The organism is Gammaproteobacteria bacterium, from assembly GCA_016200485.1.
In the GTDB taxonomy this organism is placed as follows: Bacteria; Pseudomonadota; Gammaproteobacteria; order Tenderiales; family Tenderiaceae; genus JACQEP01.
Window position 1 is genome coordinate 160760 of the sequence record JACQEP010000016.1, and the last position, 14941, is coordinate 175700.

Here is a 14941-nt window from a genome sequence, read left to right on the forward strand (position 1 = left end):
AGCCTCGTGCGCAGAAACAAGCCCCAAACCCCGTCTCGCCATCCACGTAGCCCCACACCTATCCGCCGTGAAGTTAAATACTATGGCCAGGCGGCGTGTTGGGCGCTCTGGCAAAACCGTGCCCGCGATATCATTCGCATTTATGTCACTGACGAGACCATGGGCTTATTTGGACCCGCGTTGAAGTGGGTCGCCGCCCAGCGCAAGGCCTATCACATCGTGACCAATGACGATATCGAACGCTTGACCGAATCGATTCATCATCAAGGCGTATGCATTCTTGCCTACGAAGCCAGCGCCTTGGATTTCTCCGATTTAGTCAAGTTCATCAAGGCCGACGGACGGGCGCAGATGATCGTTTATCTGGATGGGGTTGAGAATCCTCATAATCTGGGCGCCATTATTCGCACCTGTGCCCACTTTGGCATTCGTTTCATTGTCGGTCCGGAAAAGGCGCTGCCACGTTTATCGTCCTCTGCCTGCCGCGTCGCCGAAGGTGGTGCGGAAAAGGTTGCACTCTGTTATTTGCAGAACCCAGCCAAGCAACTTAAAGAATTTCAGCAACTCGAATTTAAACTCTGCGCGACAGCCGTTGGCAAGGGAAAATCGCTTTATCGCCATCATTTCCCTGGCCGGACATTGCTTATATTGGGTGCCGAGGGGGAAGGTGTTTCGCGCGCTACGCTTGCCAGCGCTGAAACCACGTTATGCATTCCAGGCAGCGGTGACGTTGAAAGTTTAAACGTTTCGGTCGCCTTTGGTGTGATTGCAGGCGAGTTTTATCGTCAGCAACATCTTGGCGAATAATCAGCGCGCCAGCGAGGGACGTGCCCGTAATGTCGCCGCCTGCGCCTTTTTACTGAACACTATAGCCATCGGCGATTCCACCACCGGCCATTGCCCCTTGGCGATATTCGTTGGCTCGGCACCATTAAATACCAGAAAACTATATTTACCATAGTGCGGCAACTTGCGCGCCAATCCCGGCACTGCCGCCGCCTGACGTGTCGCCAACCAGGCGATCGCGTGCGTTGAGTTCGCCTTTGCCCTGGTCGTCAACACGATGCTGTGATCATTCAGATCATATGTGCCTTCAGTCATGGTCAGCGAATTGCCTTGAGTGATCACCCCCTGCCCTGACAATAACTCGTGCATTTGTGTGGCGAAACGATTCTCCGTCCCCAACAGCCATACCGCCCGATCGCGGGGCAAGGTGTTAATTTCGTTATCGCGACGTACCTGGATTTCAGAATTTTCCTGGCGCCAGACATCAATCAACGATTGAAACGCCGTCATCATTTCCGGGCTGGCCTTTGCTGGCAGCAGCACCAATATTTTCTCGGCACCGAATATCTGAGACAGGGCTGCCGGGATTTCAGCGCGACTCACGCGCCGAAAGACATCAAACTCCGGATCAACATCCAGCCGCAGCGGCTCGGCTGGCAGATCAAGTGCGAACGATATGATTTTAGTTTTCATCTCGATCACGGATTGCCATGCCTGCGCCTGCCCGGCCAAGGTAACCGCCACCGGCACCTGTAATGCAAATGCTTCGTCTTTTTGAGTTTGCTGCAGCTCACCCTGAATGCGCCACCTTGTGCCATGTCGCTGTCGTATCACCTTGCTCAACGCCAGCGCCGGCGCCCCACTACGCATTGTCCATTGCCTGAAGAATTCTGCCTGCTGTTTACCGCTTACCTCGGAAAAAATCTGTGCGAGATCGCTAAAGCTTGCCGCCTTGAATTGATAACGCCGGTAAAGTTGGCGCAACCCTTCAATAAAGACATCATCCCCAAGCTGTTGGCGCAGCATATGAAATAGCATTTGCGATTTGCCATACCCCACGGCTTCACTGCTGGAGCCATGGCGCGCGGTAAAAGCTGTCAGCGGAAAATCTTTATTAGTTGAGACATAGTCAGAATAACCCTGGAGAATATCGCGCCGGTAATTAGTCGCATTACCATTCTGTTCTCTAATGAGATGATCGGCGAGATAGGAGGTCAACCCTTCCGACCAGTTGCCTTGCCGGTAATCAACGTAAACGCCGTTACCCCACCAGTTATGCAAAATCTCATGCGGATATGAGGTATGCAAAATAAACGGCATTCGAATCACCTTCGGCCCCAACAAAGTGAATGACGGCATGCCGTAACCTGTCTCCCAGAAATTCTCCACCACGGCAAACTTGGCATAGGGATACGGGCCGATCAATTTACTGTACATCTCTATGTACTGCGCTGTGATGTCCAGATATTTTTTGGCCAGTGATTCATCGTTCTGGCGTAGAAATACCATTGCCTCAACATCGCTCGCTGATTTGTTGAATTCAAAGAATGGAGCGGCAATGAGATATATATCATCCTGGGGATTGGATTCACGCCAAGTAACCTGCTGTTGCCCGTCGGCAGTTGTCACTTGCTCACGACGCCCCTGACTGACCACTGTCCATGCTGATGGCACAGAAGCTTGTAGCTTAAAAGATACCAGCGCACCTTCGACAAGGGGATACCAACCCGCATTGGCAGCAAGAAATACTCCATCAGCAGATATCAATCCGGCAGGCTCTTCTTGATCCGAACCGGCAAGGCTTTCGATTTGGCCGCTATATTTAAGCGTTACTTCTTTGTTTGCGGCGGGAATTGATATTTTGTATTTGCGTAATGCGAGCGCGCCATGTACATGCTTAATGTCCAACGGCTGAATATTAAACTCAGACTCAAGTTTCAGCGCGGCATTCAAATAGAACTCGATCTCAACCTTGTCCTTAGACTCTTGCGGCAGGTGAATCGTGTCCACAACGCTAATCGCATGCGATTCTGGAGCAAAGATTACTTTAAGATCGTGAGCAAAAGGTCGTGGCCAATTATCGGTAGCATAAGATACTTCAGTGGCAAGGGCGACGATTAATGCCGTAATCAATATTCGCATTTCGCCCCCCCCTGTCAAAACGCTTGTTGTCGTTTAGTCGAGCTGTACTTTCAATGACAAAAAGGCTGAGCGCGGATTTAGATTGCGGTAGGCGAACCGATTAGGGTCAAAATAACGATTGGGATCGGCTCCACTGCGGAGCAGTTCCATTTCCTCGTATGGCCCGAATATATTTCGCATTGCCAGCGTCAGCTCAGTTTCATGTCCGAACATCCTGGTTGCTTGGCCAAGGGTTAGATCAAGTCGTTGCACCGGATCCCTGACGTCCGTAGACTCCCATCCCTGCAGCTTATCGGTGAAGTAGAAGCCAGCGCTTGCTTTCCACTCGTGATTCAAATGATGCATCAACAATAGACTTAGATTATGTTGCGGTGCAGCAGCATTATAATCCGCCTTCGGGCCCGAAAAATATATCACCGTATGGTCAACATCTGCGTAGGCGTAGCCAAGATGTAATGAATTGTTTTCAGATAATTTGGTTCTAAATTCAATTTCAAGGCCATTTATGTAAAATGCATCAAGATTCTCATAACGTTCAACTTCATGATCGACGTTATCCGCCGGATAGGGACGAGATATAAGTCGAATTAAATCGCGCACCCTTTCTTGATACAGCTTAATGTCAAAATTTGCGTCCCCAGATGCGCCGTTATAGCCAAGCTCGTAAGCGGTAATGTGTTCCGGTCTTGTTTGCTGCGTCCCCACCCAGCTCACACTGTTCAGAACCGGACCAGCTCCATGATTAGTCGTAGCATGAATGCCATACTCAGCGGCGTACTCAAACATCGAAGGTGTTCTGATGGCCTGTGAAGCCGTGAAACGCAGGCTATGCCCTGGCGCCACGGTATAAATCATACCGGCGCGAGGAGAAAAATGTGTGCCGGTGGTGCTGTAATCTTCAGCAAACAACCCTGCATTGACGCTTAGCGGCCCTTTAACATCCCATTCCGCACTCACAAACGCATCTTTGAGGAAATTATCCAGCTCCTTTCCTTTCAGCAAATTTTCCGCGCCCCAGACACGATCCTCTCGTATCCCGCCACCCCATACCAACTGAAAATCAGGTGTCAGGCGCACATTTTGTTGCAGTTCGAGATCAAAACGCTGGGTTTTGCGACCAAAGTCTACCAGTGTCTGGTCAACCGTAAATGGCCCTACCGAGAATCCACCAATAGTATAAGTTTCGTTGTTTCGTTGATAAATGTGATACAGCTGAATCGACAAACTGTTGTCGGCTGCCAATTTCCTTTCCCAACGCAGTTGCTGGTGGTGAGTCAATAATTGTTTTTCACGGGGCACATTCAATACGCTGGAATAACTATTGATAACACCCCGTACGCCATCACTTACTCCTAGATCGACCATAATCGCGTCATTGGCATCAATCGCATAATCACCACGAAAGCCAGCGATTTGTGTTCTTTTGTAATCCCTTCTGACAGGCAAGCCATCGTCGTGGATATAGGCTGCGTTGACGCGATAGTCCAGCTTGCCAAGACTGCTGCCGTGCCGGACAAACCCCTCGCGCACACCCTCATCACCTGCGTTCAGCTTGACCGAAGTTCCCCGATCCAGCTGTGCATGGCGGGTAGTAATACTGATGACGCCGAAGAAAGAATTGGCACCGTAGCTTGCCGAATTGGGGCCACGGACTACTTCAATTTTAACAATATCGTCGATCGTGATCGGCAGTTCTGCCCACGGCACTCCGCCGACCGCTGTGACATAGACAGATCTGCCATCGATCAGCACCTGCATGCGGCGCGCATACCGATCCAACGCCATGTGGTAACTGACAGAAGGCGTGTGGCCGTCGAAATAACCCACCTGAAACCCCGGTACCAGACGGAATAATTCCGGGATTTCACGCGCGCCACTGGCCTCGATCATGTCGTGATCAATAATGGTAACCGCAACCGGTGAATTGGTGACAGGCTGCACCAGACGTGTCACTGAGCTAACAACAGGTACATCACCGAGATACATTTCCTCAGTTGCGGGAGGTATCTCGGTCGCTTCGGCGCCCATCGCCGCCATCGAAAACAAGCTTATCCCCGACACTAATATACAGCGACCCCATTCGCGTTCAAGCAACGCCACCGGCATTGGTGATCCCCTTATACTTTTCTTATCTTGATAATCGATCGTGGCCTGCCAACTCAGCTCACATAATAATAGATTTATTAATGAATTAGAACGTTCAATAATGCCGATATCGATGCCTGGAGCGATTGCACTATTTTAATCATAGTAATCTTGCGCGCCTGATGTGCGCAAGATTGGATGGATAGTACTTGAGAGAAATAAGAAGTTTATTAAACCGCGATGCCGCGATCGCGCAATTCCTGTTTGGCCTCGAGGGCGAGCAAGGCCATTTCGAGTTCCCGCTCCCAATCATAGGGCTCGGCAAACTGCTCCGGAGCATAACGCTCTATGGCGTGGAAAGGTTCGTCCGCATAGATACGAACAATACGAGTTTCTTCGAGACTGGGGCTTAAATCCGGCCAGGCTTCGTGCAACATATTTTCTGGCCGCTGGATCGACCATTCATCAACGATCTTATAATTGGATGGCAACTGATCGAAGGCCTCCGGCGTACCCGTCTGGCGTTGCTTGCTATATTCATTGACGTGTTCGGTATACACAAACACGATCAATTTTGGTTTGTGCTTGAGAATTTCAGGAGTGGAATTTATTCCCGAAGGCATCCACGCCGAGAACGCGACATCAAATTCAAAATCAACATCCTCCAGCGTACCAATGCATAGCTCATAAACATCGGCATCATAAAATTCGGCGATCTGATTCGGCTTAGCATCCGGATCACGTAGGCCTATCACCTTCAATCCTTCACGCGCCAGCAAACTGCCAATGAACCCGTTACGCGCATGCACGTCCAGCACGATCGGCGCATTGGCAACGTGCTTGGCATAATAGGCAAACGCGCGGTTTTCTTCGCGCATCGGGTAATAATGCGCAATTGTGGGGCCAAACTTCGCCGGATCGCGATCTGGATTGCTGAATATCAGATTATGCAGCGACAGATCTTTAATACGTTCAGCAAACGGCTTATTCACGTCCCAGGCCGCATGCTCCTTCTCCTGAAACGCGATCATACGGTTGAACATGGCCTCAGTGAAAGGCCCCATCTGTTTCAGTTTTTCAAAGCGTCTGTCCATCATAATCAGCGATGATATTGCGCACTCAGTTCATGCACGGCATCAACAAAGGCGCGCGCGCGCTCCGGCTCCACATGTTGATGAATTCCATGTCCAAGATTAAACACATGGCCATTACCCGGCCCAAAGCTGGCGAGGATCGCACCGACTTCGCGGTGAATGCGCTCAGGCGACGCATAAAGTACGCTCGGGTCCATGTTGCCTTGCAGCGCCACTTTATTGCCGACGCGTTTGCGCGCTTCGCCGATATCGATGGTCCAGTCGACCCCCAATGCGTCACAACCCGTCGCCGCCATATCTTCCAGCCAGGCGCCACCACCCTTGGTAAACAGAATCACCGGCACCTTACGGCCTTCGGCCTCACGTGTCAGACCATCGACAATCTGCGCCATGTAACGCAGCGAAAATTCTTTGTAGTCACGCGGCGTCAGCACGCCGCCCCAAGTGTCGAAAATCATCAATGCTTGTGCACCAGCGGCGACTTGAGCATTCAGATAACTGATCACACTGCGGGCCGTAACATCGAGCAACTGATGACACAAGGCGGGCTGGTCATACATCATGCCCTTGATCTTGGCGAATTCCTTGGTGCCACTGCCTTCGACCATATAGGTCGCCAAGGTCCACGGGCTGCCGGAAAAACCGATCAGCGGCACGCGGCCATTCAATTCCCGGCGAATAGTACGCACGGCATCCATCACATACTTCAATTCCCCTTCTGGATCAGGCACGCCAATGCGCTGCACATCGGCAGCGGTGCGTACCGGCTTGTCAAAACGCGGGCCTTCGCCGGTTTCAAAATGCAGCCCCAAGCCCATCGCATCGGGAATGGTGAGAATGTCGGAGAACAGAATCGCGGCATCCAGCGCGAAGCGATCCAGCGGCTGAATTGTCACTTCACAGGCCAGCTCCGGCGACTTGCACAGATCCATGAAGCTGCCCGCCTTTTCGCGCGTGGCACGATATTCAGGCAGATAACGGCCGGCCTGACGCATCATCCACACTGGCGTGACATCGACGGGCTGGCGCATCAGTGCGCGGAGGAAACGATCGTTTTTCAATTCTGTCATGCAATAAATCTCTCAACGCAGAGACGCGGAGGCGCGGAGACGCAAAGGGAGCTAAAATTGTTAATGGGATATTCATGCTTATCAACCACTAACAAACTGACAAGGACAAACGCCCCAGTTCCAGCTCCTCTCTGCGTCTCCGCGCCTCCGCGTTGGGTTTTCAAACTTCTAAATACTCCAAAATACCTTCCGCTGCCTGACGGCCTTCAAACACCGCCGTCACGACGAGATCGGAGCCGCGCACCATATCCCCACCGGCAAAGATCTTGGGATTGGTGGTTTGATGCTTGTAGCGATTGTCTGCTGGCGCTTTAACGCGTCCTTGGGCATCGGTTTCAATACTAAAGTCCTTAAACCACGGTGCAGGACTTGGACGGAAGCCAAAGGCAATAATCACGCGATCAGCCGGCACAATTTCTTCGGAACCTGGCACCACTTCGGGCTGACGGCGGCCACGGGCATCGGGCGCGCCAAGACGCGTGGTCACAAGCTTTACGCCCTCAACTTTATCCTTACCCACGATTTCTACCGGCTGCCGATTCCAGAGAAACTCAACACCTTCTTCCTTGGCATTGGCAACTTCGCGCTTCGAACCCGGCATGTTTTCCTCGTCACGGCGATAGGCGCAAACTACGGACTCGGCACCCTGGCGAATGGATGTGCGATTACAGTCCATCGCCGTATCACCACCGCCGAGCACCACTACTCGCTGCCGGGCCACGCTCACAAAACCCGCCGCACCCTGCTCGTAACCGAGGCACTGATTCGCGTTGGAAACCAGGAATGGCAGCGCCTCGTAAACACCGGGCAAATCCTCACCCGGAAAGCCGCCTTTCATATAGGTGTAAGTACCCATCCCCAGAAATACGGCATCGTACTCATTCAATAATTTCTGGAACGGGATGTCTTTGCCGATTTCGGTATTGAGCACAAATTCAACACCCATGCCTTCCATGATTTCACGGCGCAACTTGATGACTTCTTTTTCCAATTTGAATTCCGGAATACCAAAGGTCAGCAAACCGCCGATCTCGGGATTACGATCATAAACCACGGCTTTCACGCCATTACGCACCAGAATGTCGGCGCAGCCCAAGCCCGCAGGACCAGCACCGATAATGGCGACGCGCTTGCCCGTGGCTTTTACCTTGGACAAATCCGGCCGCCAGCCTTGCGCAAAGGCGGTGTCAGAGATGTATTTCTCGACGGCGCCGATGGTGACCGCACCGAAACCATCGTTCAGCGTACAGGCACCTTCACAAAGGCGGTCTTGCGGACAAACACGGCCGCAGATTTCCGGCAAGGAATTGGTACGATGTGACAATTCCGCCGCTTCAAAAAGATTGCCTTCCGCCACCAGTTTCAGCCAATTGGGGATGTAATTGTGGACCGGGCATTTCCATTCACAATAAGGATTACCGCAGGCCAGGCAACGTTCGGACTGCTGCGCCGCTTCAGCGCGATCAAAACTGCCGTAAATCTCGCGATATTCCTTGATGCGAATCTCGACCGGCTTTTTCTTCGGGTCAAGGCGCTTCACTTGTATGAACTGGAAATTGTTAGCCATAGTCTCGCAATCCGTAACTTACATCATCACGCATCAATTACGCCGCGCGCCGCAAATCTTCGAGCAGTGACTTGATCTCCGCCGCCTTGGGCTTGACCAGCCAGAACTTGGCGATCATATCGGCGAAGTTATCCAAAATCTCCTGCCCGCGACGGCTACCGGTCTCGGCGACATATTCTTCAATCATGCCGCGCAAGTGATTGGCATAAGCCTCCATCTGCTCGGTGCTGATGCGATGAATGTCGATCAGTTCGTGGTTATAGCGATCGACGAAACGGTTTTCTTCATCGAGCACATAGGCGAAACCACCGGTCATGCCTGCACCGAAATTGACGCCCGTCTGTCCCAGCACCACAACCAGACCGCCAGTCATGTATTCACAACCATGGTCACCAATCCCTTCGACAATGGCGACCGCACCGGAGTTTCGTACCCCGAAACGCTCGCCTGCCAGACCTGCGGCATACAACTTGCCGCCGGTAGCGCCATAAAGACAGGTGTTACCGATGATCGTCGTCTCGTGGCTCACAAAGTGGCTGCCTTTAGGCGGATAAATCACCAACTTGCCGCCAGCCATGCCTTTACCGACATAATCATTGGCATCGCCTTCGAGATACATGTGCAGGCCACCGGCATTCCAAACACCAAAGCTTTGGCCCGCGGTCCCCGTCATGCGCAAGGTGATCGGCGATCCTTCCATGCCGAGATCGCCATGACGCGCGGCAATCTCTCCGGACAAACGCGCACCAATCGAGCGATGCACATTGCGCAAGCTGTAGCGAAATTCCCCGCCACGTTTTTGCTCGATTGCAGACAAGATATCACGCACCATCTGCTCGGCCAATTCAGCCTTGTCAAAGGGCTCATTGCGCAGCGAACGGCAATATTGCGGCTTGTCAGCCGCCACGCCAGCGTCGGAAATAATCGGCAACAAATCCAGACCACGCTGCTTACCCGTGCGCGCCTCGGCCAGTTGCAACAAATCGACACGGCCGATCAATTCGTCGATGCTGCGCACGCCCAGCTTGGCCAGCCACTCACGTGTCTCCTGGGCGACAAATTTGATGTAATTCATCACCATCTCGACCGTACCCTTGTAGTGCTCAAGACGCAATACTTTGTTTTGCGTCGCGACACCGGTAGCGCAGTTATTGAGATGGCAAATACGCAGATACTTACAACCCATTGCCACCATTGGCGCAGTGCCAAAACCAAAGCTCTCAGCCCCCAGAATTGCGGCCTTGATGACATCCAGACCGGTCTTCAAACCGCCGTCCGTTTGCAAGCGTACTTTTTCACGCAGATTATTCGCGCGCAGGGTTTGATGGGTTTCGGTTAATCCCAACTCCCACGGACTGCCGGCGTATTTCACCGAGGTCAACGGGCTGGCGCCGGTACCGCCATCGTAACCGGAAATGGTAATCAAATCGGCATAGGCCTTGGCCACGCCCGCCGCAATCGTACCGACGCCAGCTTCAGCCACCAGCTTCACCGACACCAGCGCTTCCGGATTGACTTGCTTCAAGTCAAAAATCAACTGCGCCAGATCTTCGATGGAATAAATATCATGATGCGGCGGCGGTGAAATCAAACCGACACCGGGTTTGCAATACCGCAGGCGCGCAATCAAATCATTGACCTTATCGCCAGGCAACTGACCACCCTCACCGGGCTTGGCACCCTGCGCGATTTTGATTTGCAGCACTTCAGCACTGCGCAAATAGGCGGGCGTCACACCAAAACGGCCAGAGGCAACCTGTTTGATCTTGGAACGCTTGATGCCGCCGTAACGCGCTGGGTCTTCGCCGCCTTCACCGGAGTTGGAACGGCCACCCAGGCGATTCATCGCCTCGGCCAACGTTTCATGTGCCTCGGGCGACAGCGCGCCCAGCGACATTGCCGCCGAATCAAAGCGCTTGATGATAACTTCGATTGGCTCGACTTCATCAATCGAGATCGGCTTCACGTCGCTACGCAAGGTGAGCATATCGCGCAGCGTCAGATAGGGACGCTCATTCACCAGATTTGCATAGCTCAGGTAATCTTCGTATTTACCGCTGCTCACCGCGCGTTGCAGCGTCTGCACGACGTCAGGATTGTAGGCGTGATCCTCACCGCCATGAATGTATTTCAGCAATCCGCCTTGTTGAATATCCTTGCGCGAATTCCAGGCGCGCGCCATCAAGGCACACTGCTCCGCTTCAATCTCGGCAAAGCCCGTGCCTTGAATACGCGTCGTTGTCCCCTTGAAGCAAAGATCAACAACATCCTGTCGCAGCCCGACCGCCTCGAACAATTGCGAGCCGCGATAACTGCTGATCGTGGAGATCCCCATCTTGGAGATGATTTTGTACAAGCCCTTGTTGATACCCTTACGGTAGTTCTGTTCCAGTTCGGCGGGTTTCTGGCCCGCCAACTCGCCACTACGAATCAAGCCCGAAAGAGTTTCATACGCCAGATACGGATAAACGGCTGTCGCACCATAGCCGATCAACACTGCAAAGTGATGCGGATCACGCGCCGAGCCGGTTTCGACGACGATATTGGCATCGCAACGCAAACCTTCTTCGATCAAGCGATGATGCACTGCGCCCGTAGCCAATAACGCATGTACCGGCAACTTATCCTTGGCAATATCGCGATCGGAAAGCACCAGCACAACCTTGCCCGCACGAATCGCAGCCACGGCTTCATCGCAAACCGCCAGCAAGGCATCCTTAAGGTTTTTACCAGTACGATTCAGACTGATGCGCTGATGCGCATAGGCGGGATCGTCGATATTGAGCAACTGCGCAAACTTGCTGTACGACAACACCGGCGAATCGATACGCAACCGCGCTGCGTGATCGGCCGTTTCCTCGAACATGTTGCGTTCGCGACCGAGACATGTCTCCAGCGACATGACGATCTGTTCGCGGATCGGATCGATCGGCGGATTGGTGACTTGTGCGAATTGCTGACGGAAATAATCAAACGGCGACCGAATCTGGCGCGACAACACGGCCATCGGCGTGTCATCACCCATCGAACCCACTGCTTCCTGGCCCGCTTCGGCCAGCACGCGCAATACTTGATCACGCTCTTCAAAGCTGACGTCAAAAAATTTTTCGTAAACGTTCAATGTCTCGGCATCAAAACCATCGCCGAAATCGTTACGCTCTTCTTCCAGGCGCGACTCAAGCCGCTTAACCTTACTCTTAAGCCATTGCTTGTAGGGCTGACGATTCTTGAGCAGCGTATCGATGTCTTCCGGCAATAACAATTTACCGGTCGCCGTGTCGGCCGCCATCATCTGCCCTGGCTTGAGCCGGCCCTTGGCGACGACATCTTCAGGCTTATAGCCGTAAACGCCGATTTCCGACGCCAGGGTAATGTGGCGATCCTTGGTGATGACATAACGTGCCGGACGCAGACCGTTGCGATCCAGCACACAGGCCGCATAACGACCGTCGGTCAATACGATGCCGGCGGGGCCGTCCCACGGCTCCATGTGCATCGAACTATATTCATAGAATGCGCGCAGATCCGGGTCCATTGATTCGACGTTCTGCCAGGCTGGCGGCACCAACAAACGCATGGCGCGGAAAATATCCATCCCGCCCGCGAGCAGCGCTTCCAGCATGTTGTCGAGACTGTTCGAATCAGAACCCGTCATCGACACCAGCGGCCGCACATCGGCCATCGGCAACAACGGCGTTTCAAACTTGTGGCCGCGCGCCACCGACCAATAGCGATTGCCCTGCACGGTGTTGATCTCGCCGTTGTGCGCCAGATAACGGAACGGCTGTGCCAGACGCCACTGCGGCCAGGTGTTGGTGGAAAAACGTTGATGAAACACGCACAGAGAAGATTCCAGCGTTGCCTGCTGCAAGTCTTTATAGAACACCGGCAGATTGGCCGGCATCACCAAGCCTTTGTAAGAAATGACGCGACTCGACAGCGATGGCAGATAAAACACGTCGTCCTGCAATTGAATCGCTTTCTCAGCGCGACGACGCGCTATGTATAAGTGACGTTCAAATGCCGTTTCATCCATGCCAGCGGCGGCATTGACGTAAATCTGCTCAATATGGGGCAGGGTCTTGAGCGACTCTTCACCACAAGCGCTATTATCGGTCGGCACTACGCGCCAACCGGCAACCTGCAAACCTTCTTGCTGCAACTCACTTTCGAGGCGGCTACGCGCCTGATCGGCCATCACCGGATGGGTATTCAGGAACACCATGCCGACGGCGTAAGTATTTTGCAACGCAAAACCAAGCCGCTGGGCTTCAGTGCGCATAAAGCCATCAGGCTTGCGCAGCAGCAAACCGCAACCATCGCCCGTTTTGCCATCGGCAGCGACGGCGCCACGGTGGGTTAAACAGGCCAACGCACCAATGGCAGTGCTCACTACCCAATGGCTGGCGACGCCATCCATATGCGCAATCAGGCCGAAGCCACAGCTGTCTTTCTCAAACGCCGACCGGTATAAACCTTGTTCCATAGCGGATCACACTAACTGGTTGATTGATATGAGCTCATCGTTGCGCCAAACCCCGCCTGCCGACGCCTGCATAGTTGCGGCACAAAAGGGGTCAGGAGTATACCTCCCCTCAGCCCCGGGACGCAAACCACCGACCTCAAACCTGTCTAGCGCATGGGTTTACATTTATATAGACAACGATGAAGGTTACTTTGCTGCTTGCCTAACACTATCGAAATTACGGATCCAGGGTTTGTTTAACCCCCAGTCCTGCATGACTGTCGTCGCGGCTTTTTGGGCCTGTTCCTGGCTCGGGTAACTGCCATACACCAATACCGTCAGCAGCTTACCGTTACGCTTCACTTGGAACGTAGCGCTGTCTTTCTCGATCCTGCGCTCCTTGATGAAATTCTGAACCTTGGCGGCATCTTCCATTGCCATTAACTGCAAGGTGTAATGATTGCCGCCTTGAGCCTGGAGCCAGGCTTGATCCGGTTTACCATTGGCGGCGACCTCGAGCTTAGGCTTGGTCGGCGCTTCTGCCGCTGGGGCGGGTGCTACTGGAGCTGCCTTGGTCGCTGCAACGGCAGCAGCAGGCGCAAACTCTGTTTTTGGCTTGGTTTCAACCATTGGCGCGGGCTTGGTCGTTGCCGTCGAAGCCACAGGGGCATCAATCACTGGTTTTGCTGCTGGCGCAGTTACTTCGGCCACAGGCTCGGCCGGCGTCGACTCGGCCTCCTCCCGCCGGATATCACCCTTCAATTGCGGCACAGGCAAGGGCTGCACGGCGGCCACTTCTTGGCTCACTGTCGCTGTAGGCTGCGCCGATGGCGTAAACAGCTGGTTAATCTTGTTCTGCCAAATCAGAACTGCTCCAGCACCCGTAATCAACACACTGATCCCCAGCCACCGCCATGGCAGATTCGTGGCAAATCGGCGGCTACCGCCGCGCGACTTGGCCAACACCTCGCGCGCTTGCTGATTGATTTGTGCCGGAATCCCTTGCGAACGTTTGTAAATCCGCCGCAGCACTGAGTCACTGAACGCACCCAGCTCATAATCGGCATCGGCGATCGTCAGCCGATGCCGCACATAATCGGCGGTGGCCCGTTCATCCAGAGGATCAATGCGCACGGTGTATTCAGCCGGTTGCGGCAAAACAGCCAGGAGTTTGGCCAATGACTCGGTCACCCCGGAGAGAATCAGATCCAAGCCTATCTGGCTGCGTTCATCCCGCAACAACGCTTGTAACAGCGCGATCACTTCCTCGCCTAGCAAATCCGCATTTTCCAGTACAATAATGGCACGCCGGCCGCTACGACCCAGCTGCTGCATGTAAAAGCCCAGCTCTTCCAGCGTCTCCTGACGCGACCATTTGGAATTGACCCGCACGCCGATTTGTGTGGCCAGATCGCGTAAAAATTCATCGGCGCCGGTCAAAGAATGGCAACGAATCACACCCACGCGCCAATTCTCGCTGGTACGTGCCACAAGTTGTGCCAACAGACATGACTTACCAACACCAGCCGGACCTTCAACGGCGATCAGGCGATAATGCGGCGCTAAGTGGATGAGCTTATTGAGGCTGAGCTTACGGTTTTCATCGAGAAAATAACGGTCTTCCACGACCTGATCGGAAAACGGATCGCGCGCTTCTACCAAAAAGGAATCAGCGGCGGTTAGCGGCACACTGTCAAAATCGATATCCATGGCATTGGCACCCGCAAACTAA

At 53.4% G+C, this 14941-nt stretch carries 8 protein-coding genes; 1 reads left to right on the plus strand and 7 read right to left on the minus strand.

Annotated features, from left to right (window positions below):
- The first annotated feature begins 6 nt into the window (after positions 1-6).
- Positions 7-807, plus strand: coding sequence for an rRNA methyltransferase (locus HY272_10855; GenBank protein MBI3773182.1), 801 nt, complete (start codon positions 7-9; stop codon positions 805-807).
- On the opposite strand, the gene HY272_10860 is transcribed toward HY272_10855, so the two are convergent.
- The 7 genes from HY272_10860 to HY272_10890 all read right to left on the minus strand — a co-directional run bounded on the left by HY272_10860 (position 808) and on the right by HY272_10890 (position 14919).
- Positions 808-2928, minus strand: coding sequence for a M1 family peptidase (locus tag HY272_10860; protein ID MBI3773183.1), 2121 nt, complete (start codon positions 2926-2928; stop codon positions 808-810). It abuts the gene before it with no gap.
- A 33-nt stretch (positions 2929-2961) separates the two neighbouring features.
- On the minus strand, positions 2962-5034 hold the full coding sequence (locus tag HY272_10865) for a TonB-dependent receptor (protein MBI3773184.1): 2073 nt from the start codon (positions 5032-5034) through the stop codon (positions 2962-2964).
- Positions 5035-5243: 209 nt separating this feature from the next.
- Positions 5244-6107 carry a hypothetical protein gene (locus HY272_10870; protein MBI3773185.1) on the minus strand — a complete coding sequence of 288 codons (864 nt, stop codon included), beginning with the start codon at positions 6105-6107 and terminating at the stop codon, positions 5244-5246.
- A gap of 5 nt (positions 6108-6112) precedes the next feature.
- Positions 6113-7177 (minus strand): uroporphyrinogen decarboxylase, encoded by a 1065-nt coding sequence (hemE, locus tag HY272_10875; protein ID MBI3773186.1) that lies wholly within the window; start codon positions 7175-7177, stop codon positions 6113-6115.
- A gap of 160 nt (positions 7178-7337) precedes the next feature.
- Positions 7338-8744, minus strand: coding sequence for an FAD-dependent oxidoreductase (locus HY272_10880; protein ID MBI3773187.1), 1407 nt, complete (start codon positions 8742-8744; stop codon positions 7338-7340).
- A 37-nt stretch (positions 8745-8781) separates the two neighbouring features.
- Positions 8782-13230: a glutamate synthase large subunit gene (gene gltB, locus HY272_10885; protein MBI3773188.1), complete on the minus strand. Its 4449-nt coding sequence runs from the start codon at positions 13228-13230 to the stop codon at positions 8782-8784.
- A gap of 186 nt (positions 13231-13416) precedes the next feature.
- Entirely contained in the window at positions 13417-14919 is a 1503-nt protein-coding gene (locus HY272_10890) for an AAA family ATPase (GenBank protein MBI3773189.1), read from the minus strand.
- Between the last annotated feature and the right edge of the window lie 22 nt (positions 14920-14941).

Coding starts and splice junctions, on each gene's coding strand:
- HY272_10860 (MBI3773183.1), bottom strand. CDS start 2,928: ATGCGAATATTGATTACGGCATTAATCGTCGCCCTTGCCACTGAAGTA.
- HY272_10865 (MBI3773184.1), bottom strand. CDS start 5,034: ATGCCGGTGGCGTTGCTTGAACGCGAATGGGGTCGCTGTATATTAGTG.
- HY272_10870 (MBI3773185.1), bottom strand. CDS start 6,107: ATGGACAGACGCTTTGAAAAACTGAAACAGATGGGGCCTTTCACTGAG.
- hemE (MBI3773186.1), bottom strand. CDS start 7,177: ATGACAGAATTGAAAAACGATCGTTTCCTCCGCGCACTGATGCGCCAG.
- HY272_10880 (MBI3773187.1), bottom strand. CDS start 8,744: ATGGCTAACAATTTCCAGTTCATACAAGTGAAGCGCCTTGACCCGAAG.
- gltB (MBI3773188.1), bottom strand. CDS start 13,230: ATGGAACAAGGTTTATACCGGTCGGCGTTTGAGAAAGACAGCTGTGGC.
- HY272_10890 (MBI3773189.1), bottom strand. CDS start 14,919: ATGGATATCGATTTTGACAGTGTGCCGCTAACCGCCGCTGATTCCTTT.